The following is a 21644-nucleotide window of genomic DNA, read 5'->3' on the forward strand; positions in this document are numbered from 1 at the left end:
GTTGAATTATGTTCTTATCCCTACACCTTTATTTAATAAATAAAGGGCAGTAATACTGAGTACAATTAAAAAAAACAGAATAATAGCAAGGGCAACTTGGATATTCACATCAGAAGATCCAAGCATGCCATAGCGAAATCCATTGACCATATAAAAAATAGGATTAAATAAGGAAGCTACTTGCCCAAATGCAGGCATCAATTTAATTGAGTAAAATACTCCACCTAGATAAGTTAGAGGTGTAAGGATAAAATTAGGGACAATAGAAATACCATCAAAATCCTTAGAAAAAATAGCGTTAATAAAGCCACCTAGGGAAAATACCCCAGCAGTTAAAACTGCTATTAAGCAGGTCAATAATAAGTGCTCTATTTTAATATGAGTAAAAAAGCTAGCAATGAAAAAAACAATGATTCCAGCCATTAATCCTCGTACTATCCCACCTGTTATATAGCCTAATAAAATAATGCTATGAGGGGTAGGAGAAACAATTAGTTCTTCTATATAGTGCTGAAATTTTGCACTAAATAAAGAAGAAACTACATTCATATAAGAATGATTAATAATGGCCATCATTACTAGCCCAGGTGCAATATACTCCATATAACTAAACCCTTCCATCGGTCCAATCCGTCCACCAATAAGACCGCCAAAGATGATAAAATACAAAGTCATGGTCACTGCTGGGGGAAGTAGGGTTTGAATCCAAATCCGAATAAAGCGCCGGATTTCTCGACCTGCTAAGGTATTAAAGGTAATATAGTATCGCTTCCAACTATTCATAGAGCAGCAGTATTACCTTTATTAATTAAATTAACAAATAATTCTTCTAAACGATTTGTTTTGTTTTTCACTCTGAGTACTTGGATTCCTGCTTCAGATAAACCAGTAAATAAGTTATTGAGACTATCTCCTTTCTTTATCTCTACCTCTAAAGTGGTATCATCCACCTGACGAAGCAGATAGCCAGAAATAATAGGGGCAGTATTCATTTCCTGTTTCAAGTAAAGAATCAAAGTTTCTTGATTCAATTTCTCTAGTAAAACCCGCATAGAGCTATTTTCTACGATAGTGCCATGATCGATAATGGCAATATTGCGACACAATTGCTCTGCTTCTTCAAGATAGTGAGTAGTTAAGATAATGGTAGTACCTGCATAATTGGTTTCCCGAAGGAACTGCCACATGGATCGGCGCAGTTCAATATCTACTCCTGCGGTAGGCTCATCTAAAATCAGTAGCTTTGGATTGTGGACTAAAGCTCTAGCAATCATTAAACGCCGTTTCATCCCCCCAGATAAATTACGGGAATACTCATTACGCTTTTCCCACAACCCTAATTGTTTGAGTCGCTGCTCGGCGTTAATTCGAGCGGTTTTTGCTTTAATCCCATAATAGCCTGCTTGGGTTACTAATATATTGAAAATCCGTTCAAAGCCATTACAGTTAAATTCTTGAGGGACAAGCCCAATTACACTTTTTACTTGTTCAGGTTGCTCATCTAAATCCATCCCGAACACAGAAATTTTACCTGCACTTTTGGTAACCAAAGAGCTTAAAATCCCAATCGTAGTAGATTTTCCAGCACCATTAGGGCCAAGCAGAGCAAAAAAATCTCCTTGAGCTACTCTAAGGTTAATTCCCTTAAGTGCAGTAAATTGATTGCGATAAACTTTTTGTAAGTTCTCTATAACAAGTGCATCCATTTAGTCACCAAGATAAGGCCAAATTTCTAGAGCTTTTTTAGCAAGTATTTCTGCCCTTGCTTCCATTTCGTCTTTTCTCCATTTTTCAATACGATCTAAATATCTATTTATTTCTAGAAGACTTTTAATTGTAAGGGTTAAGCTGCTTATAGTGTGGAGATATTGCTCATGAATCTCTTTCTAATCGGAACCTAAGTGTTCTTCCCACCAAGGTGTCAGTTTCTGTGGCATGATGTGTTCTATAGCAAAACTCTCCAGAGATATAGGTTTTTCATAGTTATAATTTTGCTCGATAATTTTTAAAATTAGCTCCAGCTTCTTTTTGTTTTGACCTTTTTTATAAAGCTTTTCCTTACAAAAATAAGAAGAGAATTCCTCATTTTTAGGATAATGCTTCTTTTTTAGAACAGATTCAAGATGCTCAATTGGCTATTTACAAATAGCTAAAAATACTTCATTGATATTTCTTGCAACGTGACCACAAATATGTCTTCTAATTACGTAATCTTCTATTACCTTTAATAAATAGTTGGATAAAACAATCTCTATTTATTTGATTTTCAGTATAGGTATTATATAAATTGAGAATTAATGAATAAGATCGAGTCACCCCCATACTATTTAATCTAATAAATATTAGTTTTATATTAATATTCTCTTCTTTATCAAGGTGTTTTACTTTTTTATAAAATCAATAATGTTTTCAGTATTTTCATTACCTTTTAGCTTTTCATTTTTTAGTGTATATATAGATATTATCTTTATTTAAGATCTATTCCATTCGTTATCAAAAAATAGTGAATAAACTCTATTAGATCATTCTCTAACAGTTCTTGCATAGGGAACCAATATTTATCAAAAACTTCCTTTTGTTATTCTTCACCGCTAATATGCATGAAGAGATGATTACAAATGGGATCTGCTTGGGTTAAGAGTTGTCCTTTCGCATTTAAACTCTCACAAGACTAAATGAGGATTGTTATTAGGATCTAAAATAATATTTACTACTGAAATTTGACTAATAATTATTTGCTTAAGCTTTTTAACATCATATTTAGTGTCTTCTAATTGATGTTACGGTCTCTGTAAAACTTTTAATACAGTTGGACTGACATCCAATAGCATTGATCATTGGTCTGTGTATGGATTTATTTGCGCTCCAGTATCATGTGGAGTATACCGTCTTGTCTGTCCTTCTTGTCAATTCAGGAAGCTGGCCTTTACCCTTGGGCGTTTTTCATCTGAAGCAGCAAAATCTTTAACTTTTCTGAGCTGACTAAATCGGAATGCAGTCATTTTTCGATCAATTATCACAGTGTTTGACAGCCGAGCCAGCTTTCAGTACATTCCATTTTTATGGAAAAGATCGTTTATTTTTCCTATGCCCATTCATTGGCTAGATACTGCTGATGAAAAAAGTCGAAATCACAGGAATAAAAGCCGGTAAAAATTTGATCTTTTTTAAAACCCAATTTTTGAGCATAAGGCTTTTGAAGTAATCCAGGCACCCAACAATATTTAAAGCTATTTAGAATAAAATAGGGAGCTATTAAAGAAGCTATTTTTTTATACTACCTGTCCAATGATTGTCTAAAGTTAATACGGTATTGGCTTGATGTACATGTTTCTTACAAATCGCTAAATAGAGTTTATCAATCCAACCACTACAAATCATTGATATAAGCCAATAAGTAAGCTGCTATTTCTGTATATAGGAAAACCACTTTCTTTTTTTCCATTTTGTGTAAAAGAGCTATTACATATAGATTTTATTTTTTACATTCAATAGCTACAGCATTTATAAAACGTGAATGATCTTCAACAAGCTTAAACATTTCATCTTCGCAATCATTAAATTCACAAAATCTAACTTCTCTAAATCCTACATTTTTCAATTCTTCTGATAAAGAGTATTGATCCCACATCCATAGATGGTTTGAATTACCAACAAATCGCCTTAAAATTCCTTTTAAGTCCTTAGGCCTTGTTTTCCAACCTAATAAAGTATTATCAAAAAAGCCTAAACTAGCATTTATATCACCATCATCTAATTTTGTAATATAGGATCTGGCAGCTTGTTCTAAATCAGGTACAACACACCTAAAAGTACCGCCTTCTTTTAGAATTTGATATGAATTTCGAATAGCTTTTCTAAAGTCTTCTAAGGTATGAGAGCAATAAACTCCATCACAGGAATTATTTCTTATTGGTAAACCTTTTATGATATTTCCATAACGTACATTACTAGGAAAATTGATGTTTAATCTCTTTTTTAATAGCTTTCCAATTATGGGAATTTTTTGAATCCGTAATGTTGGTGATACATCAAAATTAATCCACTCTTTTGGTGCGGTTAAAGCACATCCATAATGAACATATTGTTTTTCCATAATAAAACTATTTAATGAAATAGGGTTCTTTTAAAAAAAAGAAAATAATAAAAAGGGAGGTACTTTATACAACTTATTAAATGGTGTAAACTCCTTAATCTTAACAAAGAAGTGGATAGTCAATACAATTGCTATAAAATTTTTTAATAGTTTTGTGAACTATGTTCGCTTTGATCGGTGGTAACAATTTTTATTGCTCATGTAGGCACGCGTTTCAGTCGCGTTTATATCGCTCCATTCGCCAAGATAACCTTTGAACCAGGAGCTTTTGAATATTTTGATAATTAGCACGATAAATAGTAGCTACCATAATGCAGCTGGCGCTGCAATTACCCTTCTCTGTTCTAGTATCGTACCACCTCGATCCGGTCGCCAGTAATTCAACACTACCACCTAAAGACACATTTAGCCGGACAGTCGATTTATCCTTCAGTAGCACAAAATCTGAGTCACGCTCCCAGCACAATCACAAGACATTCAGTGCTGCTACCACCAGCATTGCTCACAATGCGTTCAACAATTCAGGCTAGAATAATTTTCTTGTTTTTGCCATGCAATAATATCTTCTTCAAATTTATTTCGCCTGCTGTATTCCGTACCCTGCAGGCACTATGCGGAATGATGGATAAGTCTCAAGTGACTTACCCACAACCCCTGTGGCTACTCGCATTTTTCAGAATACTTAACCACCTAAAACCAAGGATCGAAAACGCTCAGGCTTCGCCATTAGTAATACGGACGGACTTATGCTACTTTCTGACGAGCTTACCCACTATATACCAAGTTCTGCGGCTCATACCTAGTGCTTCGCAGGGCTTCTGGCAGCTCAAAGACTGGCTCTCATAGGTTTCCCTAACTACCCCAGCAGCTCATTTAGTGGCTTCCTTGTGCTCTCTATCCCGCTCCTTCGCTATATCTCAGCTGGTAATGTAGCTTAGCGTTGTTCCTGGTTGGTAATGCCAAACAGATCAATTAGGGTATCACTTTTAGGGGTATAGAATGGTGCATACTCCTTGCCGCTAAAGCTGCTCTTGTCGCCTGTTTCATGCTTCATAGGCTTTTGCCTCAAAATACATCGGCCTACTGTTGGTCGCGCCAGATAACAACAGAAAAGTCAGCCGGCCAGGATAAATGCTGCATCCGCTCACCTTCATGGGTATCGCCGCATAGTTTAGCCAACCTGCGTAAATCCTCTAGTCGGCGCTAGGTGAATTACCGTCCGCTGAATCCACACAGGTTGTCTGTTTTGTCACCCAGCAATAGCTTAAGATGTCGCCGCTTGACACGTTCTGCTCGCTCCTAACGTTGTTGCTCAATCATCCAACAAACGTGCTACCAGCAGCAGTATTTCAGCCAAGTACTCAAAATTATAGCGTACCGGCTTGCTGTCCAGCTCGTTCTCAACGTGAACTACCCGGCAGATTTTCCCGATTTTCTCATTGATGGTCCGTACTATACGCAACACATAGCTGAATAGATGGCATGGCATCTGGCATCCTTTGCCTAGCGGTCAGCGCCAAGGTGGGTTAAGCAGTCGATCAGATCCAGCACTGCTGGCATTTCGATTAGTCGATGGGGGATTGGTGCCGGTCGCCCCTGGCACTAACTAGGATAGAAAAAAACCTACGCCCGTAGGGTTGTGATAGGCTCTGACTTCCTCTTCCTAGCTGAATAGAGGAAAAGGATTTGTTAAAGTAGGAATAAGGCTGTAGAATGATATTCGTAGAGTTTTATCTACAGCAGTGAACATACCTGTAGCTATCGCTAAAATGACTACGGTATGTGTTCCTAAGGTTCTTTTTATAACTAAATTTAATTGAGGCTTTATAATGATTAGAAACATTATTTCGGTAGTCACCCTATTTCTTTTGTCATTTGCGTTTCAAATATCTGCTTTTGCAGCGAATCCTGAAGGATCGTACCAACAGACCTGCACAAATATTGCTCTGAATGAGGAGACATTGACTGCAAGCTGTACCCGCTTCAATGGGTCAAAAAATAGTACCGAACTACCGTTTGCAACTTCTTGCGTAGGAAACGTTAGTAATGTCGATGGCAATTTGGTATGCACGGGTGCCACAGGTTCCTTTGCAAGAACCTGTAAGGATGCTTCCATAGCGAATAACAAGCTGACTGCAACCTGTCAAAAAGCTGATGGCAGCTGGTCGGCCACTCCTTCTACTATCAGCTATAGTGGTTATCAGCACCAAGTTACAAACTGCAACGGCCAATTGGTCGATAGTCCGAACTGTAAATAAGTAAATAACGCCTTACTTGTATCAGGGGTATTCTAGTCTTAATGATCGTGTTTCGATCGATTATCACATTTTTTGACAGCCGAGCCTTCAGTACATTCCATCTTTCCAACTTTCAGTACTTTCCATTTATTTTTATGGAAAAGGTCGTTTATTTTTCCTATGCCCCTGATACGGTACCGGCGTGATCGTAATCTTGCTTGTATCGTCGTCGAATGTGAAGACATTATCAATCGGAATTCTCAGGTTCTTATATATCAAGAGCCCATAATTCACCTCCAGTGTAAAAAGCCCCGCCATTAAGCGGAGCTCGTGTTGCGCATTATGGCCCTTTTATGCCAATGGGTTAAAAAGAAAAACTCATATTTCTTTTTCTAAAACTCTAAATTTAGGTGCATTTTTTATTCGGTTATGAACTTCGTCTATATTCTTGATATAAATTGTATTATTGAATATCTTTTTTGGGTAATCATTTGTTATAGGAATTAATTGTCTTTCGAATGGCGAATACGTAAACGGTTTGAATCCATATCCAAGCATTAAACTATCAAATTTAGGACTTCCAAAGGTCTCTATAATAACCACTAATAATGAATCACTGTTTAACGTTTCAGAGGCCCCCTTCAGCACATTTTCTTCAAATCCCTCTACATCGATCTTAATTGCAGTTGGTTTTGAATCCTCAATAAAATCATCTAATTTACAAACCCTCACTAAAACAGTTGGAATATCAGCAACGCTTTGTTCTCCTACAACTTTATTGGTTGGACCTAAACTTGATGTAAAAAATAGGTTGCCATTTGTATCACCAAGTCCCATATTGTAACATTGGACTTTATCTTGAAAAGAGTTAATTGCTATATTGTCTTTAAGGTGCTTATACGTGTTTGGGATTGGTTCGAATGATATGCACCTCGCATCGAGAGAACCAGCAATAATCGAGTATGAGCCTATATTAGCGCCGACATCTATAATCAAGTCATCTTTTTTCAGAAAATGTAGTATGAAGGACATTTCTACAAATTCCATCAACCCATAATAGATATGACCCGTTGCAGCACGCATGGACCTTTGTACTATCAGCCGTGAATTGTTAACATAATTCACTACAACAGGTCTTTTAATTAACCTTGTTCCGATCTGCCACAACAGAAATCTTGCTATCCCCTTTATCCTGCCGCCTTTATTCAGAGGATGTTTAATGATAGTCGTAATAATTCTTAGTATTTTCATACATGTTCTCCAAGCTTATTCGAACATTTTTGTATAAAATATCCCAAAGTATTCTGTAAGTCTATACACTTAAGCCGTGGTTTGTTTCCAGTCAGACGAAGAATTAGAATGAGTAGCTATACGATAGCTCCTATAAAGTGAGTTTTTTCAGTATTCAATTCGTTTAAATTAATTAGGTCTTCCCATAGCGTCTCTCATTGTTTTTCTTTCCAGCTATAAGCTCTTTGAAATAGAGGAACAATATATTATTTTCCTCCTTTAATAATATTTTTCAATTTCTCTTTTTGTACTTGCATGATAATTTTCTATCCTTATCATTTATATTTATTAAAATAAAAATTAAACTGAAATAGCTTTAAAGACCAAAGCTATTCTAGCTATCAATAAATTCCTATGCCAAGAGATAATCATCGCTTAGACTATCATAAGAATGTTTTTATCCCATGAGATTACTGATCTTACCGATGAACAGGAAGTATTAGCGAAAGCACAAAAATTTGCTGGGCTAACCTTAGATGAAGTAGCGGCCAGATTAAACTGGGCAGTACCTAAAAATTTGTATCACGCTAGAGGATGGGTAGGTAATTTATTAGAAACTGCGTTAGGTGCTAAAGCAAGCACTCGACCTATCCCTGATTTCCCTCAGTTAGGGATTGAAATAAAAACTTTACCGCTCAAACAAAATAGCCAACCCAAGGAATCAACATTTGTGTGTACTTTACCTTTAGGTGATTTGAACACTTTGTGGGAGCAAAGCAGGGTTTACTATAAATTAAATAGGGTATTATGGATCCCAGTAGAAGCAGAAAATTATATCCCAATTTCAAAACGACGGATTGGCATGCCTTTACTTTGGAGTCCTACGCTTAAGCAGCAGGAAATATTAAAAAGCGATTGGGAAGAGTTAATTGAAATGGCAAGCTTAGGAAAATTATCAGAAATTACTAGTCATCAAGGAGTATATTTACAAATTCGTCCTACAGCTAATAACCGAGCAAGCTATAAAAAGATGAGTGAGGACGGGAATTATATCTCTGCTTGTTATAAGGGATTTTATTTACGTTGCATATTCACTCGTGCTATCCTATCAAGCTATTACATGTATTAAGAATAAGAAATAGTAACTGTTATAAGCGTAAAATTAAAATAAGTATATAACTCTTTAGGCTAAAGCTTCAGCTTGAAGTAATATAATAAAATTTTGTGCAAGACGGCTATTATTTTATCATCATATCTTTAACGTAACCTATAAATCATGGTTGCTCATGCCGAGTTTTCCAGAATGGAGAGTAGGAATAGCGATTCTCATAGCGATAATAGCGTTGCCATATAGGCAGATATTCTGTGAATTGTTTTTTAATGGAATCGTTATAATGACACAAACTATCGATTTCCCTACTTTCTAGATTACTAACTATAGCTCGTGCCGCATGGCATCCTGAGTGCATTGAAAAACCAATCCCTAATGAAGAGAGCGGATCGAAGCTTACTGCCGCATCACCGACAGATAGCCAGTTTTTTCCTATTGCCTCGTTAAGGACGTGGGTATGAGCAAGGCGTAAGGTTAATTTGGTATCTGCCGTGAGAGCGGCTTGCCGTATTCTAGTATAGCTATTGGGTGCTTGTTTTAGTAATAATTCCCAATAACCAAGATTATCGTCCTGTCTTTGTTCTCTCCACAGCTTGGCATCTGTCATCAATGTGACTACTAGGCGATTTTCTGGCAATGGAGCGGAATACCACCATCCTTCTGGTGCACTTTCGATGATAATATCCTGCGACCAAGAAGTCGCTGAGTTTGCACTGAAGAACCGACTTACACCAATTAAGGAATCGTATCGTGTAGAGATTGCTCCTAATTTTCGTGCGATATTAGCTTTTCTCCCCGTTGCATCTACTAGAAATCGTGCACTTAGAGCAAACTGTTTACCTGATCGATGCCGCAACTGTAATAGATAGCCTACATTTTTATCTTCTAATGGAAGTATCGCTTCTACTCGGCACGAGAGGTATAGTTTTCCACCTCTTCCGCAAAAAGTTTCAGCTAACATCACATCAAAATATTGGCGATCTAGCAAATAACTCTCGCCCATCCAATGGCGGAGAGAATGCTGTAGCAGTGGGGTATTATTCCCCCAATAGGCTTTTACTGCAAAGCACTCCCTATAAGTCGTTTGAGAAAAAAGATGTTCCTTGATCTCTAGATAACTCAACAGAGGCAAAAGTGCAGATGATACGTTTTCCCCTAATCGGGTAGCATTGTAAGTTGAGGATTCTATCAATGCTACCCGGTAAGTAGGTTTATAGGTGCGTAGGGTAAGCCCACAAGAGGAGCCTGCAGGTCCACCACCTATGATTGCAACATCTACCTCTCCAAGTAAAGGTCTGTCCATGACTAGAAGCGGGCTTTTCTGCCACTACGAGGTGTACCTTGTCGCTGCGACTCGGCTATAGTAATTTCCTTAAACATCTCTTCTTCAACACGTATGCGCAATGATTCAGTGTATTTCTGAGATACTTTTTGCTCTGGTTTTAAATACCAAATAGGAATGGTTGTTTCAGCATCATCTGGATTATGACTAGCGCAGCTTATTGGCATCTCATAGAATTCAAATTTATCATGCAAACGTTCTGTTTCTGTAAAATACGGAAATTGATCAGAAGTTGGCGTTGAATTTTGATTGCGGACAAAGCCAAGAGAAGACCATTCGCGGACCATTTGTATATAGCTGTTAATACCACGAAGATAGTTGACTTGGATTCCAGCAGGGGTACCAGCAAGTTTTTGCTCTTCAGCTGTCAGATCGCCTGTTAGCACATCCCATGGTGCTTGTGGAGGCCACCAATAAGCATAATAGGTTGGAGGTACCGGCATTCCTTCATCCTTATTACGGCTAGGATCAGTAAAATTTACATACTGAACTGTACAATTGAAAAAATCAGCTTGCCAAGGAATGGCCATGCGTTTAGTTAGATCACCTGGCTCGCATCCTCTATCTTTTTCTTTCTTTCTATCTTCAGTTTCATCCCGTGAGGGCGAAAGACCGCTCATTTGATAATCTTCCTCGCTGCCAAATTGGGCAATATGATAAGGCGAAGCATAAATAGCTGGATTTAGTACACTCCAAGTCACTTCGATACCAGGAGACAAAGGTAACCCTACACAGTTACCCATCGCTGCCTTAGTATCAAGGCAATGAGGATAAGGCTTATAGTGCGGATTATTGATAAATTTTCCCGCTGCCCACTGGGAGAGTAAAAAATACTGCGTCTCGTTTAATGTTAAAAATTTTTCAACATTCACATTATTGACTGAATTGCTACCTGAATTTAGTGGCATTATTGGAACATGATCTTCGCTAAATAAGGTATTGCTTTCACCTTTAATCCCATTTGATGTGTAGATAGTAGGTTTACGGAAGTAAGAGAAGTATTGCTGACGGTTTACAGCATTTTCAGGCGAAGGATCACTAAAATCAAAAATATATGAGCAAAAAGAGCTCATTGATTGCACGTTTGAGACCCATTGATAACGTGAAATACGTTGAATAATAGGTAAAATGTCACGCTGGTAGTTAGCGATAAAATCTGTATTCCACCCTGTTTTATCCCTATATATATCCGGTACTAGGTTAAAATAACGCACACCAACATCAAACATCGTATCATCTAGTGTAGAGATATTAACAATTTCTGGTGCAAAATTAGGAGAACAGCAGGCAACCCAGCTACTTAAGTTGATAGAGGTACCGTCTGTGAGCTCTACCATACAGTAAACTGGACCATCAGCAATGTCATCATACCAAGTATCTGCACCACCATAGCTATCGCACGACCATAAGCACCTAATACAAGTAGACGACCTTCGCTATCAGTCTTAAGCGTACCCAAGGAATTAATTGCTCGCCCGTATTTAGGGTTGGGACTAGGAAAACTACCATGAGAATAATCCGATGGAATACTGTTGCGATCAACCTCAATACTTTGATTTGCTCCACTCAAAGTACGTGGACCAGGATCAATAATTAAGCTCTCTTGGCGTTTAGAAAAATCTTTAACCTTAGGATTTCTAAGAGGAGTTTTCTGGTTTTTATAGCTATTATTTTCACCTAACAGTAAGTTTCCTGCCAATTCAGAAAATTGATACCAAGCGGCTTTTTTATTTGCAAGGTGTACTTTCCAATTAATAGAGGCCACCTCTGCAGTGGAAAGTGTAATCTCTTCATAGCTTTTATTATCTTTGGTGCGCAGAATGCGAAATGGTTGTGCTTGGCGTTTTACTCTTCCATCAGAGTCTCTGAAGGAAGAAAATGCCGTGCCCATTACGTTGCCATGAGAATCACACTCTACTGGTAGCCCACCAATTTTAGTTGGGGCAAGATAAAAATCGGTAGTGCTATTACCTAATCGGGCTATACCAATGGAGAGAGATAGAAGATATGTATAACTCACAATTTAGTCTCCTAATGTAATACATGAGGTTAATTTAGAAAATAAATAAGGATGCTTTATTTAATGAAATATTGTGTTTTGGTATAAAAAAAAGGATAACGAAAAACCCAGTTGTAGAATGAATAGTGTCTAATTTAAATGCTGATTTTGTATATTGTTTTAGCTGAAGTTGTAAAATCATTTTTTATTTTTATTAAGGCTAGCTCTATATTTTTCGGAGCATAGTATCATCTGCTATCAGGGTAAAATGATAGTTTTGAGCCATTTTTGTAACCCCTTTAAATCATGCTAAACATACTTTTCAATGATTCCATTTGCTATTTTTGTGAAGAATTTAAGATTATCTTATTAATAGCATAATATAAACTTTATTGCATAAAGCAAATGAAGATAAATTTTTCTAATCAGTATTTTATAAGTAATTTTTAGTGAAATATAATTCATGATTTTTTTCTCCTTTTCCTTAATTTAAGGTTAACTATTATCTAGATGGGATGTAAGCTTGTTTTCTTTAGTGTTTATAAACTTAAAAATTGAATAATGACTTATGAGAAAAATCTTAGGCTTTTAAAGCTATGGCGATTATTTGGTTGGTTAGGCATTGCTGGGGTAGTTTGGCTAAGCTATATTCCCTCTTTACCCCACTTTAGAGTTTGGCTAGCTCATCATGGTTTTTTTAAACTCTATATTATTTTTATCTTGCTAATCGTTTGGTTATTTTTTATCCGACTATTTAGTCAACTTAGTACTTACCTAGAGTTTTTCATGGAAAATTTTAAACTTTTAAAATTATGGCGTTTCTTAGGTTGGTTAGGGGTTATAGGTATTATTTATTTGAGTCTTACCCCTTCGCTAGCCGATTTGAATTTCCTGATTGCCTATCAAGATAAAATGGAACATTTTTTAGCCTATGGGTTATTGGCTTGGTGGTTTAGCCAAATTTATCCAACTCGACTCCATCTATGGTTTGGGATATTTTTTATCTCTTTAGGGGTTGCTATAGAGTTTTTACAGGATCTTACTGGGCGAGACTTTGAGTATGGAGACATGCTAGCGGATACTTTAGGGGTTTTTAGCGGCTATGGATTGTATCGAGCTGCTAAAAAAATAAGGCTAATTTGGGTAGAAAATTTACTGTTAAAATTTTTATAGATGAGATTTTGGGATAGAAAGTGATTCGGCTTGGAGTAGATTTAGGTGGTACAAAAATTGAGCTGATTGCCTTGGATGATTCAGGGGCAGTACTATTACGAAGAAGAAAACCTACTCCTCAAGGAGAATATCAAGCCACCTTAAAGGCTATTTGCTCCTTGATACTGGAAACAGAGCTGGAATTAAGACAGCAAGGGACAGTAGGTATTGGTACACCGGGTGCACTTTCCCTAGCTACAGGTAGAATTAAAAACGCTAATTCCACTTGTCTCAATGGTCAACCCTTACAGCAAGACTTAGAAAAATTACTTCAAAGATCTATTCGATTAGAAAACGACGCTAACTGTTTGGCACTATCTGAAGCAACTGATGGGGCAGCAGCAGGTGCAGCGGTTGTATTTGGGGTGATTATTGGTACTGGTACTGGCGGGGGTATCGTGATAAATGGAAAAATCCTTACAGGAGCTAATGCTATTGCAGGAGAGTGGGGGCATAATCCACTGCCTTGGTCTCATAGGGAAGAATTTACTCATCCCCCTGATTGTTACTGTGGCAAAAAAGGATGTATTGAAACTTGGCTTTCAGGTCCAGGGTTAGCAAGGGATTATCAAAGCGTAAGTGGTAAGATTTTCAATCCTAAAGAAATCGACTTAAAAGCAAGTCAAGGAGATCAAATCTGTGAAGTAGTGCTGCAACTTTATGAAGATCGACTGGCTCGCTCCCTAGCTCATATAATTAACATTCTAGATCCTAATGTAATCGTATTAGGTGGTGGTTTATCTAACCTCCAGCGACTTTATCGTAACGTACCTAAACAGTGGAAAAATTATGTATTTTCTGATGAAATCAATACCCAGCTTGTACCACCTCTCTACGGAGATTCTAGTGGTGTACGTGGTGCTGCTTGGTTATGGAATATAAAATAGCAATCAGGTAATTTTAAAGAAGAGGATCTAAAAAATCCTCTTCTTTTCTTTAATATTATTAAGCCTCTCGATAGATTTTACTACCCTGATGACGAAATTCAGCTGCTTTTTCTGCCATACCTTGAGTGAAAGCTGAATCTGTTTCTATCCCTTTTTCTGCTGCATAATCTCGTACATCCTGAGAGATCTTCATGGAGCAGAATTTAGGACCACACATGGAGCAAAAATGAGCGGTTTTTGCAGATTCTTTTGGTAACGTTTCATCATGGTATTCCCTAGCACGATCAGGATCTAGCCCAACATTAAACTGATCCTCCCAGCGAAATTCAAATCGGGCTTTAGAAAGGGCATTGTCTCGAATTTGAGCCCCTGGGTGCCCTTTAGCTAAATCTGCCGCATGAGCAGCGATTTTATAGGTAACAATCCCTTCTCTCACATCTCTTTTATTAGGTAACCCTAAATGCTCTTTAGGAGTCACATAACATAGCATGGCAGTACCATACCAACCGATTAAAGCAGCACCAATCCCAGAAGTAATATGATCATAGCCGGGAGCAATATCAGTCGTTAAAGGTCCAAGGGTATAGAAAGGTGCTTCACCACAACAAGCAAGCTGTTTATCCATATTTTCCTTAATTAAGTGCATAGGCACATGACCAGGACCTTCAATCATAGTTTGCACATTATGTTTCCATGCAATTTGGGTAAGTGCTCCTAAGGTTTCTAGTTCTGCAAATTGAGCTTCATCATTAGCATCTGCAATGGAACCTGGGCGTAACCCATCGCCTAAAGAAAAGGAAACATCATAAGCCTTCATAATTTGGCAGATTTCCTCAAAACGAGTGTAGAGGAAATTTTCTTGGTGATGGGCAAGACACCATTTAGCCATAATGGAGCCACCACGAGAAACAATGCCAGTAAGACGGCTTGCGGTAAGTGGTACATAAGCAAGGCGTACTCCTGCGTGAATCGTAAAGTAATCTACGCCTTGCTCTGCTTGTTCTAATAAAGTATCTCGAAAAATTTCCCAAGTAAGATCTTCAGCAATTCCGCCTACTTTTTCTAAAGCTTGGTAAATAGGAACAGTGCCAATAGGTACAGGAGCGTTTCGAATAATCCACTCTCGGGTTTCGTGGATATGCTTACCAGTGGAAAGATCCATTACAGTATCTGCACCCCAGCGAATTGCCCAAGTCATTTTATCTACTTCTTCGGAAATACTAGAAGTAATGGCAGAATTACCAATATTGGCATTAATTTTGACTAAAAAATTACGCCCAATGATCATGGGTTCAATTTCAGGGTGGTTAATGTTAGCTGGAATAATTGCTCGACCTTTAGCTACTTCTGAGCGTACAAATTCAGGGGTAATTTCATTAGGTAATTGAGCACCAAAAGATTGACCAGGATGTTGTCTAAAGCATTGTGCTTTGTATTCAGATAGCCGTTGATTTTCCCGAATTGCTACAAATTCCATCTCAGGGGTGATTATTCCTTGTCTAGCATAGTGCATTTGGGTAACGTTACAATCTTTTTTTGCTTTCCGAGGTAGCTTTTTATTTGGAAAACGTAAGTGATCTAAGCTAGGATCATTAGCTTGTTGGTGGCTATATTGAGAATTAGTTTGAGGTAATCGTTGGGTATCTTCTCGATCTTCAATCCAAGGTTTGCGGATTTCAGTTAAGCCTTTTCGGATGTCAATGGAGGATTTTGGATCAGTATAAGGACCAGAGGTGTCATAAATAGTGAGTGGTAGATTTTTTTCCTGCTTATTGTTAAGTTGAGTATTAGAGAGAGAGATTTCTCGCATAGGTACCTGAATATCAGAGCGGCTGCCAGTGACATGAATTTTCTGGGAATTAGGAAGCGGTTGGATAGCACTCTCATCTACTCGGGCTTGGGTAGATAAAAATTTTTCTAGGATAGCACTCATAACTTATCTCCTTAAGGTTTTGTATATGATAAAACCGGCAGTATTACTGGGAAGATATGAGTAACTATCAGCTTTCCTACGCCAGTATTAACCGGATCAGGTTCAAAGGGACTCTCTCAGCCGAATAATTCATTCGACACCCCTAGCAAAAAATAATTTTGAAAATATCAAGATAAAAGATCTTGAAACAATTTTCTATACGCTAAGTATAGCCAAATTAGAGCAATGCTACACTAGTGGTTAAGTTTTTAACGCTTTAGAATATATTTTCTTCCTTAATTATTGAATTTTGATTTTTTAACCTATGAAAGCCTTAGTAGTCGGTGGTGGAGGTCGTGAGCACGCATTGGCATGGAAGCTTGCTCAGTCACCCCAAATAAGCCAAGTTTATGTAGCACCAGGTAATGCTGGAACAGCATTGGAGTTTAAAGTAAAAAATATTCCAACTAAAGCAGATGATGTAGCTGCTTTGGTTGATTTTGCCTTATCAAAGCAAGTTGAACTTACGATAATAGGTCCGGAAGCTCCTTTAATATTAGGGATTGTAGATACTTTTGAAAAGGCTGGTTTAAATTGTTTTGGGCCTCATCGACTAGCCGCTCGCCTAGAAGAATCAAAATCTTTTGCCAAGAGTTTTTTAACCCGCTATGGTATTCCTACTGCACGGTATCAAGTATTTGATATAAAACTTATAGATCGAGCGATTGAGTATATTCATAGCCAAACCATGCCTATTGTCATTAAAGCAGATGGTTTAGCTGCAGGGAAAGGAGTGATTATCGCCCATAGCTATGAAGAAGCGGTTGATGCAGTGCAAAGCATTTTACTAGATAATGTATTTGGCGAGGCAGGTAAACAAATTGTCATAGAAGAGTTTTTAACTGGGGAGGAAGCTAGTTTTATTGTAATGGCAGATGGTAAAAATATTTTACCTTTTGCAAGTTCTCAAGATCATAAAGCCCGAGATAATATGGATAAAGGTCCTAATACAGGAGGAATGGGTGCTTATTCGCCAGCCCCTGTGATTACTACAGCAATTTATCACCGGGTAGTTCAAGAAATTATATTACCTACCATACACGGGATGGCAAAAGAGGGGCATCCATATAAGGGTTTTTTATACGCTGGTTTGATGATTGATGAGTCTGGTACCCCTAGAGTATTAGAGTATAATTGCCGTTTTGGTGATCCTGAAACACAGCCCATTATGATGCGACTGCGATCAGATTTAGCAGAGTTGTGCATGAAGGCTATAGAGGGAAATTTAGATAAAACCTCTATAGAATGGGATTCTAAAGCTGCATTAGGAGTAGTTATGGCAGCAAAAGGTTATCCTAGCTCCTATCCAGTCAATGATCTAATTTATGGATTACCTTCATCTGATGAGTTTGATGGTATGAGTAAAGTATTTCATGCAGGTACTGTTGAAAAAGAAGGGCGTATCTTAACAGCTGGTGGGCGAGTATTATGTGTATGTAGCTTAGGTGATTCTATCACTGAAGCCCAAAAAACAGCTTATAGTCTTGTACAGAAAATCATATGGCAAAATAGCTATTATCGTACAGATATTGGGTATCGAGCCATTGCTAGGGAAAATCACTTACAAGAAACCCATAAAAATAATTAAAGATTTTTATTTAGTCTATTTTATTTAGGAGAAATTGATGTCTGTAGCACATCCTATTATTGCCGTAACTGGTTCATCAGGGGCAGGCACTTCTACTGTAAAACATGCTTTTAATGATATGTTTCGTCGGGAAGATATTAAACCTGTAGTCATTGAGGGAGATAGTTTTCATCGTTATGATCGGCAAGCGATGAAAGAAAAAACTGCAGAATACGAAGCTCAAGGGAAGATACTTACTCATTTTGGTCCAGATGCTAATGAGCTAGATAAGTTAGAGGCTTTGTTTAAAGAGTATTCAGAACATGGTACAGGGAAGAAACGGTTATATGTCCATGATGATAAAGAGGCAGCACTCTATGGACATGCTCCAGGTACATTTACCCCATGGGAGTCTATAGATCCAGATAACCATTTGCTTTGCTACGAAGGATTACATGGTGGAATTATTACTGATCAAGTCAACGTGGCTCGCTATGTAGATTTACTCATAGGAGTCGTACCAGTCGTTAATTTAGAATGGATTCAAAAAATTCATAGGGATTGCCTCAATCGGGGTTATTCTTCTGAAGCAGTAGTACAAATTATTCTAAAGCGGATGCCAGATTATGTACATTATATTTGCCCACAGTTTACCCATACTCATATTAACTTCCAAAGAGTTCCGCTGGTAGATACCTCTGATCCTTTTATCGCTAGAGATATCCCTACTCCAGATGAAAGTAATATAGTGATTCGGTTTAGGGATCCCCACATGGCTGATTTCCCTTATTACCTAAATATGCTCAATGGCTCGTTTATGTCCCGAGCAAATACTATTGTAGTACCTGGGGGAAAGATGGGACTAGCTATGGAAGTAGTACTCACCCCTATTATTCATGACATAATGGCAAGAAAACAGGAGCATAGCTAGTTTTATGGCGGCAACTCTAAATATATCTATACGGGTTGCCGCCTATATTATTCATAATGGGGGAATTATTGCTTATCCTACAGAGGGTGTTTTTGGTTTAGGTTGTGATCCTCTAAATAGAAAGGCAGTTGAGCGAATATTACATATTAAAGAACGCCCTAGAGCTAAGGGATTAATTGTTATTGCTGCTAATTTTTCCCAGTTACAACCCTATTTACTTCCTCTACCTAGTAAAATCAAAGATCGGCTAGCTAACACTTGGCCAGGTCCAACCACTTGGTTATTACCTGCTAAACTAAATGTACCTTCTTGGTTGAGAGGAAAACATAATACACTTGCAGTACGGGTAACTAATCATCCTATTGTGATTTCCTTGTGTGAAGCAGTAAACGGTGCAATTGTCTCTACCAGTGCTAATCATACTAGACAATCGCCAGCAAGAACTACCTTTCAGGTATATAAATACTTCCATAGGCAGGTTGACTTTATTCTTGGGGGAGAAACCAGTGATAGAGTTAATCCTAGTGATATTTTTGATGGAAAAACAGGAAAGCAAATACGCTAAAATAAATCCTATCTTTAATTAGGGTAAACATATAAATAGGTTTTTTATAATAGAGTATGGATTCTAATATTGATGTTGCTATAGTTAAAAGCTATTTACTTAATTTACAAGACAAAATTTGTAATGCATTAGCACAGGAAGATGGTGCTACTCATTTTGTTGAAGATAACTGGCAGCGATCAACTAGTGGCGGTGGAGGACGTACTAGAGTATGTACTAATGGGGCGATTTTAGAGCAAGGTGGTGTGAATTTTTCCCATGTTTTTGGAGAAAGCCTTCCCCCATCCGCAACTGCTCAACGACCTGAGCTTTCGGGTAGACATTATGAGGCTTTAGGGATTTCTCTTGTGATTCACCCTCGTAATCCCTATATACCTACTTCCCATGCAAATGTGCGCTTCTTTGTAGCAACCAAAGAAAATACTGCTCCTTTATGGTGGTTTGGAGGAGGATTTGATTTAACTCCTTATTATCCTTTTGAGGAAGATGCAATACATTGGCATCAGGTTGCGCAGAAAGCCTGTATGCCTTTTGGAGATTCAGTTTATGATCAATATAAGCAATGGTGTGATAAGTACTTTTACTTAAAGCATCGAGATGAAACGAGGGGAGTAGGTGGCTTATTCTTTGATGACTTAAATGAATGGGGATTTGATCATTGTTTTAGTTTTATGAAAAGTGTAGGCGATCATTATCTACCTGCTTACCTGCCTATTGTACAGCGGTGTAAAGATATATCCTATGGAGATAGAGAACGGGATTTTCAACTCTATCGCAGAGGACGGTATGTGGAATTTAATCTGCTCTATGATCGGGGGACTTTATTTGGGCTTCAATCTGGTGGGCGTACTGAATCTATCTTAATGTCATTACCGCCACTGGTTAAATGGCGTTATGATTGGAAGCCAGATCCTGGAACACCAGAATCTTCACTTTATGAAAAGTTTCTTCGCCCTCAAGATTGGCTAGCAATGGCTAAAAATTAAAATTTTGCTGTTGCCAAGCCTCATAAACTATGATAGCTACTGCATTAGATAGATTTAAACTTCGGCTATGAGGTACCATGGGGATTTTTAAAATTTGATCTTTGGAGAATATATTTAAAATTTCTTTAGGAAGCCCTCTCGTTTCAGGACCAAATAATAGGGCATCATTAGGTTTAAATTGTACTTGATGGTAGAGTTGTTGACCTTTAGTAGAACAAGCCCATATACGATCTATTTTTGTAGTAGATAGAAAAGAGGTTAAATTTGGATGTACCTTTATTTCTGCCCATTCATGATAATCAAGCCCAGCACGGCGTAGCTGTTTATTATTGAGTGTAAATCCTAAAGGTTCAATTAAATGCAGATAGGATCCCGTATTAGCACACAAGCGAATAATATTTCCTGTATTTGGTGGAATTTCAGGTTCAAATAAAACAATATGAAACATAGTAGTAATCTAAATTAATCCATGACTGAATTGCTAACAAGCGCGGATGTAAATAAAACAAATCTAGATCGATTGAAAGTAAATTTTTGCGGCCTTAATCTACAAAGTCCTATTGTATTACTTTCAGGTTGTGTTGGCTTTGGAGAAGAATATACTCGAGTAGTTGGGTTTTCTAATCAAGATGTAGGGGCAGTTTGTCTTAAAGGAATCACTGCAAAACCTCGGCTAGGAAATAATCCTCATCGAGTTTACGAAACTCCCGCAGGGATGTTAAATGCTATTGGATTGCAAAACCCAGGAGTTGATTATGTAATCAAGCATATTCTACCAGAATTGGACTTTAGTGAAACTTACTATATTGCTAATGTCTCTGGTGCAACCCTTGAAGAGTATGTGGAAGTTACTCGTCGCTTTGATAACTCTTCTATTAGTGCAATTGAAATCAATATCTCTTGCCCTAATGTAAAAGAAGGAGGGGTTATTTTTGGCAATGATCCTAATATGTCTGCCCGAGTGGTTGAAGCTTGCCGTAAAGTAACTTCTAAACCACTCATTACTAAACTCTCTCCAAATCAAACTTCCATTGAAGAAAATGCACGTCGCTGCCTTGAGGCAGGAACTAATGCTTTTGCAGTCATTAATACCCTAACTGGCATGAGTATTGATATTGAAAATAGAGCTCCAGTTTTAGGCAATATTCAAGGAGGATTATCTGGTCCTGCAATTAAACCTATAGCACTACTTAAGGTATATCAGGTCTATCAGGTGTGTAAGAATCATAATGTACCAATTATTGGTCAAGGAGGTATTACCTCCGCTAGAGATGCTTTAGAGTTTCTTATTGCTGGGGCCACTACTATAGGTATTGGGACTGCTTTATTTTATGATCCGTTGATTTGCCCTAAAATCAATGCTGGTATTATAGGTTATATGGAAAAACATGGTTTTACACATATTGATCAGATTACAGGTAACTTACATAGTGGAGAAATTACATGCTAAAAATAGAGAAGATTATTTAGCTAAATAACTTTAGGATTAAATTTCTCTTCCTTCATAAA

General features: G+C 37.6%; 20 protein-coding genes, 1 pseudogene and 1 riboswitch. Of the genes and pseudogenes, 9 read left to right on the top strand and 12 right to left on the bottom strand.

Annotated elements, in window-relative coordinates:
- Positions 1–6: 6 nt before the first annotated feature.
- The 6 genes from NSCAC_RS00880 to NSCAC_RS00900 form a co-directional block, all read right to left on the bottom strand.
- Positions 7–783, bottom strand: coding sequence for an ABC transporter permease (locus NSCAC_RS00880; RefSeq protein WP_197744570.1), 777 nt, complete (start codon positions 781–783; stop codon positions 7–9).
- On the bottom strand, positions 780–1706 hold the full coding sequence (locus NSCAC_RS00885; RefSeq protein WP_197744571.1) for an ABC transporter ATP-binding protein: 927 nt from the start codon (positions 1704–1706) through the stop codon (positions 780–782). Before NSCAC_RS00885 ends, NSCAC_RS00880 begins: the two co-directional genes overlap by 4 nt.
- Positions 1707–1886: 180 nt before the next feature.
- Complete coding sequence (locus NSCAC_RS08915; protein ID WP_197745228.1) at positions 1887–2132, bottom strand: GmrSD restriction endonuclease domain-containing protein; 246 nt, start codon at positions 2130–2132, stop codon at positions 1887–1889.
- Between the two features lie 1343 nt (positions 2133–3475).
- The gene (locus NSCAC_RS00895; protein ID WP_197744572.1) at positions 3476–4096 is read right to left on the bottom strand and encodes a class I SAM-dependent methyltransferase; all 621 of its coding nucleotides are present in this window, start codon (positions 4094–4096) and stop codon (positions 3476–3478) included.
- Positions 4097–5030: 934 nt separating this feature from the next.
- The gene (locus NSCAC_RS08855) at positions 5031–5165 is read right to left on the bottom strand and encodes a hypothetical protein (protein ID WP_269474123.1); all 135 of its coding nucleotides are present in this window, start codon (positions 5163–5165) and stop codon (positions 5031–5033) included.
- A gap of 594 nt (positions 5166–5759) precedes the next feature.
- Positions 5760–5939, bottom strand: coding sequence for a hypothetical protein (locus NSCAC_RS00900; protein ID WP_197745372.1), 180 nt, complete (start codon positions 5937–5939; stop codon positions 5760–5762).
- Here NSCAC_RS00900 and NSCAC_RS08920 point away from each other — a divergent pair.
- On the top strand, positions 5926–6354 hold the full coding sequence (locus NSCAC_RS08920; protein ID WP_197744573.1) for a CVNH domain-containing protein: 429 nt from the start codon (positions 5926–5928) through the stop codon (positions 6352–6354). The genes NSCAC_RS00900 and NSCAC_RS08920 overlap by 14 nt on opposite strands.
- Positions 6355–6711: 357 nt before the next feature.
- Here the strand turns inward: NSCAC_RS08920 and NSCAC_RS00910 are convergent, their stop codons facing one another.
- Entirely contained in the window at positions 6712–7584 is an 873-nt protein-coding gene (locus NSCAC_RS00910) for an FkbM family methyltransferase (RefSeq protein WP_197744574.1), read from the bottom strand.
- Between the two features lie 430 nt (positions 7585–8014).
- Here NSCAC_RS00910 and mutH point away from each other — a divergent pair, with 430 nt between their 5' ends.
- Positions 8015–8692, top strand: coding sequence for a DNA mismatch repair endonuclease MutH (mutH, locus tag NSCAC_RS00915; protein WP_197744575.1), 678 nt, complete (start codon positions 8015–8017; stop codon positions 8690–8692).
- 145 nt (positions 8693–8837) lie between these two features.
- Here mutH and lodB read toward each other — a convergent pair whose 3' ends face one another.
- The 3 genes and pseudogenes from lodB to NSCAC_RS08770 all read right to left on the bottom strand — a co-directional run.
- Complete coding sequence (gene lodB, locus NSCAC_RS00920) at positions 8838–9977, bottom strand: lysine-epsilon-oxidase maturase LodB (RefSeq protein WP_197744576.1); 1140 nt, start codon at positions 9975–9977, stop codon at positions 8838–8840.
- A 2-nt stretch (positions 9978–9979) separates the two neighbouring features.
- Positions 9980–11353: a CTQ-dependent lysine 6-oxidase LodA gene (gene lodA, locus NSCAC_RS00925; RefSeq protein ID WP_232086020.1), complete on the bottom strand. Its 1374-nt coding sequence runs from the start codon at positions 11351–11353 to the stop codon at positions 9980–9982.
- A gap of 6 nt (positions 11354–11359) precedes the next feature.
- A pseudogene (locus NSCAC_RS08770) lies at positions 11360–12036 on the bottom strand (LodA/GoxA family CTQ-dependent oxidase); the annotation flags it as partial.
- Positions 12037–12576: 540 nt separating this feature from the next.
- Between NSCAC_RS08770 and NSCAC_RS08775 the strand changes: the two are divergent.
- On the top strand, positions 12577–13188 hold the full coding sequence (locus NSCAC_RS08775; RefSeq protein WP_232085946.1) for a VanZ family protein: 612 nt from the start codon (positions 12577–12579) through the stop codon (positions 13186–13188).
- Between the two features lie 20 nt (positions 13189–13208).
- Entirely contained in the window at positions 13209–14114 is a 906-nt protein-coding gene (locus tag NSCAC_RS00935; protein ID WP_197744577.1) for an ROK family protein, read from the top strand.
- A gap of 58 nt (positions 14115–14172) precedes the next feature.
- Here the strand turns inward: NSCAC_RS00935 and thiC are convergent, their stop codons facing one another.
- Positions 14173–16047 (bottom strand): phosphomethylpyrimidine synthase ThiC, encoded by a 1875-nt coding sequence (gene thiC / locus NSCAC_RS00940; protein ID WP_197744578.1) that lies wholly within the window; start codon positions 16045–16047, stop codon positions 14173–14175.
- A 56-nt stretch (positions 16048–16103) separates the two neighbouring features.
- Positions 16104–16201: riboswitch (TPP riboswitch) on the bottom strand.
- 150 nt (positions 16202–16351) lie between these two features.
- On the opposite strand from thiC, the gene purD reads away from it, so the two are divergent.
- The 4 genes from purD to hemF are packed head-to-tail and all read left to right on the top strand — an operon-like array spanning position 16352 to position 20135.
- Positions 16352–17674, top strand: a complete 1323-nt coding sequence (gene purD, locus NSCAC_RS00945) for a phosphoribosylamine--glycine ligase (protein ID WP_197744579.1) — start codon at positions 16352–16354, stop codon at positions 17672–17674.
- A 37-nt stretch (positions 17675–17711) separates the two neighbouring features.
- Entirely contained in the window at positions 17712–18584 is an 873-nt protein-coding gene (locus NSCAC_RS00950; protein WP_197744580.1) for a phosphoribulokinase, read from the top strand.
- A 4-nt stretch (positions 18585–18588) separates the two neighbouring features.
- Positions 18589–19149, top strand: a complete 561-nt coding sequence (locus tag NSCAC_RS00955; protein ID WP_197744581.1) for an L-threonylcarbamoyladenylate synthase type 1 TsaC — start codon at positions 18589–18591, stop codon at positions 19147–19149.
- A 56-nt stretch (positions 19150–19205) separates the two neighbouring features.
- Entirely contained in the window at positions 19206–20135 is a 930-nt protein-coding gene (gene hemF, locus NSCAC_RS00960; RefSeq protein WP_197744582.1) for an oxygen-dependent coproporphyrinogen oxidase, read from the top strand.
- On the opposite strand, the gene trmL is transcribed toward hemF, so the two are convergent.
- Positions 20125–20583, bottom strand: a complete 459-nt coding sequence (gene trmL / locus NSCAC_RS00965) for a tRNA (uridine(34)/cytosine(34)/5-carboxymethylaminomethyluridine(34)-2'-O)-methyltransferase TrmL (RefSeq protein WP_197744583.1) — start codon at positions 20581–20583, stop codon at positions 20125–20127. The two genes, hemF and trmL, sit on opposite strands and share 11 nt — an antisense overlap.
- Before the next feature lie 21 nt (positions 20584–20604).
- Between trmL and NSCAC_RS00970 the strand changes: the two genes are divergently transcribed.
- On the top strand, positions 20605–21585 hold the full coding sequence (locus NSCAC_RS00970) for a dihydroorotate dehydrogenase (RefSeq protein ID WP_197744584.1): 981 nt from the start codon (positions 20605–20607) through the stop codon (positions 21583–21585).
- Positions 21586–21644: the final 59 nt, after the last annotated feature.

This window comes from Candidatus Nitrosacidococcus tergens, from assembly GCF_902810445.1.
Classification (GTDB): domain Bacteria; phylum Pseudomonadota; class Gammaproteobacteria; order Nitrosococcales; family Nitrosococcaceae; genus Nitrosacidococcus; species Nitrosacidococcus tergens.

Excerpts from the sequence above, each read along its gene's own strand:
- NSCAC_RS00895 (WP_197744572.1), bottom strand. The coding sequence starts at position 4,096 with ATGGAAAAACAATATGTTCATTATGGATGTGCTTTAACCGCACCAAAA.
- thiC (WP_197744578.1), bottom strand. The coding sequence starts at position 16,047 with ATGAGTGCTATCCTAGAAAAATTTTTATCTACCCAAGCCCGAGTAGAT.
- trmL (WP_197744583.1), bottom strand. The coding sequence starts at position 20,583 with ATGTTTCATATTGTTTTATTTGAACCTGAAATTCCACCAAATACAGGA.
- mutH (WP_197744575.1), top strand. The coding sequence starts at position 8,015 with ATGTTTTTATCCCATGAGATTACTGATCTTACCGATGAACAGGAAGTA.
- lodA (WP_232086020.1), bottom strand. The coding sequence starts at position 11,353 with ATGGTAGAGCTCACAGACGGTACCTCTATCAACTTAAGTAGCTGGGTT.
- NSCAC_RS00950 (WP_197744580.1), top strand. The coding sequence starts at position 17,712 with ATGTCTGTAGCACATCCTATTATTGCCGTAACTGGTTCATCAGGGGCA.
- NSCAC_RS00885 (WP_197744571.1), bottom strand. The coding sequence starts at position 1,706 with ATGGATGCACTTGTTATAGAGAACTTACAAAAAGTTTATCGCAATCAA.
- NSCAC_RS00910 (WP_197744574.1), bottom strand. The coding sequence starts at position 7,584 with ATGAAAATACTAAGAATTATTACGACTATCATTAAACATCCTCTGAAT.
- NSCAC_RS00880 (WP_197744570.1), bottom strand. The coding sequence starts at position 783 with ATGAATAGTTGGAAGCGATACTATATTACCTTTAATACCTTAGCAGGT.
- purD (WP_197744579.1), top strand. The coding sequence starts at position 16,352 with ATGAAAGCCTTAGTAGTCGGTGGTGGAGGTCGTGAGCACGCATTGGCA.
- lodB (WP_197744576.1), bottom strand. The coding sequence starts at position 9,977 with ATGGACAGACCTTTACTTGGAGAGGTAGATGTTGCAATCATAGGTGGT.
- NSCAC_RS08775 (WP_232085946.1), top strand. The coding sequence starts at position 12,577 with ATGACTTATGAGAAAAATCTTAGGCTTTTAAAGCTATGGCGATTATTT.
- NSCAC_RS00900 (WP_197745372.1), bottom strand. The coding sequence starts at position 5,939 with ATGTTTCTAATCATTATAAAGCCTCAATTAAATTTAGTTATAAAAAGA.
- NSCAC_RS08920 (WP_197744573.1), top strand. The coding sequence starts at position 5,926 with ATGATTAGAAACATTATTTCGGTAGTCACCCTATTTCTTTTGTCATTT.
- NSCAC_RS00970 (WP_197744584.1), top strand. The coding sequence starts at position 20,605 with ATGACTGAATTGCTAACAAGCGCGGATGTAAATAAAACAAATCTAGAT.
- NSCAC_RS00955 (WP_197744581.1), top strand. The coding sequence starts at position 18,589 with ATGGCGGCAACTCTAAATATATCTATACGGGTTGCCGCCTATATTATT.
- hemF (WP_197744582.1), top strand. The coding sequence starts at position 19,206 with ATGGATTCTAATATTGATGTTGCTATAGTTAAAAGCTATTTACTTAAT.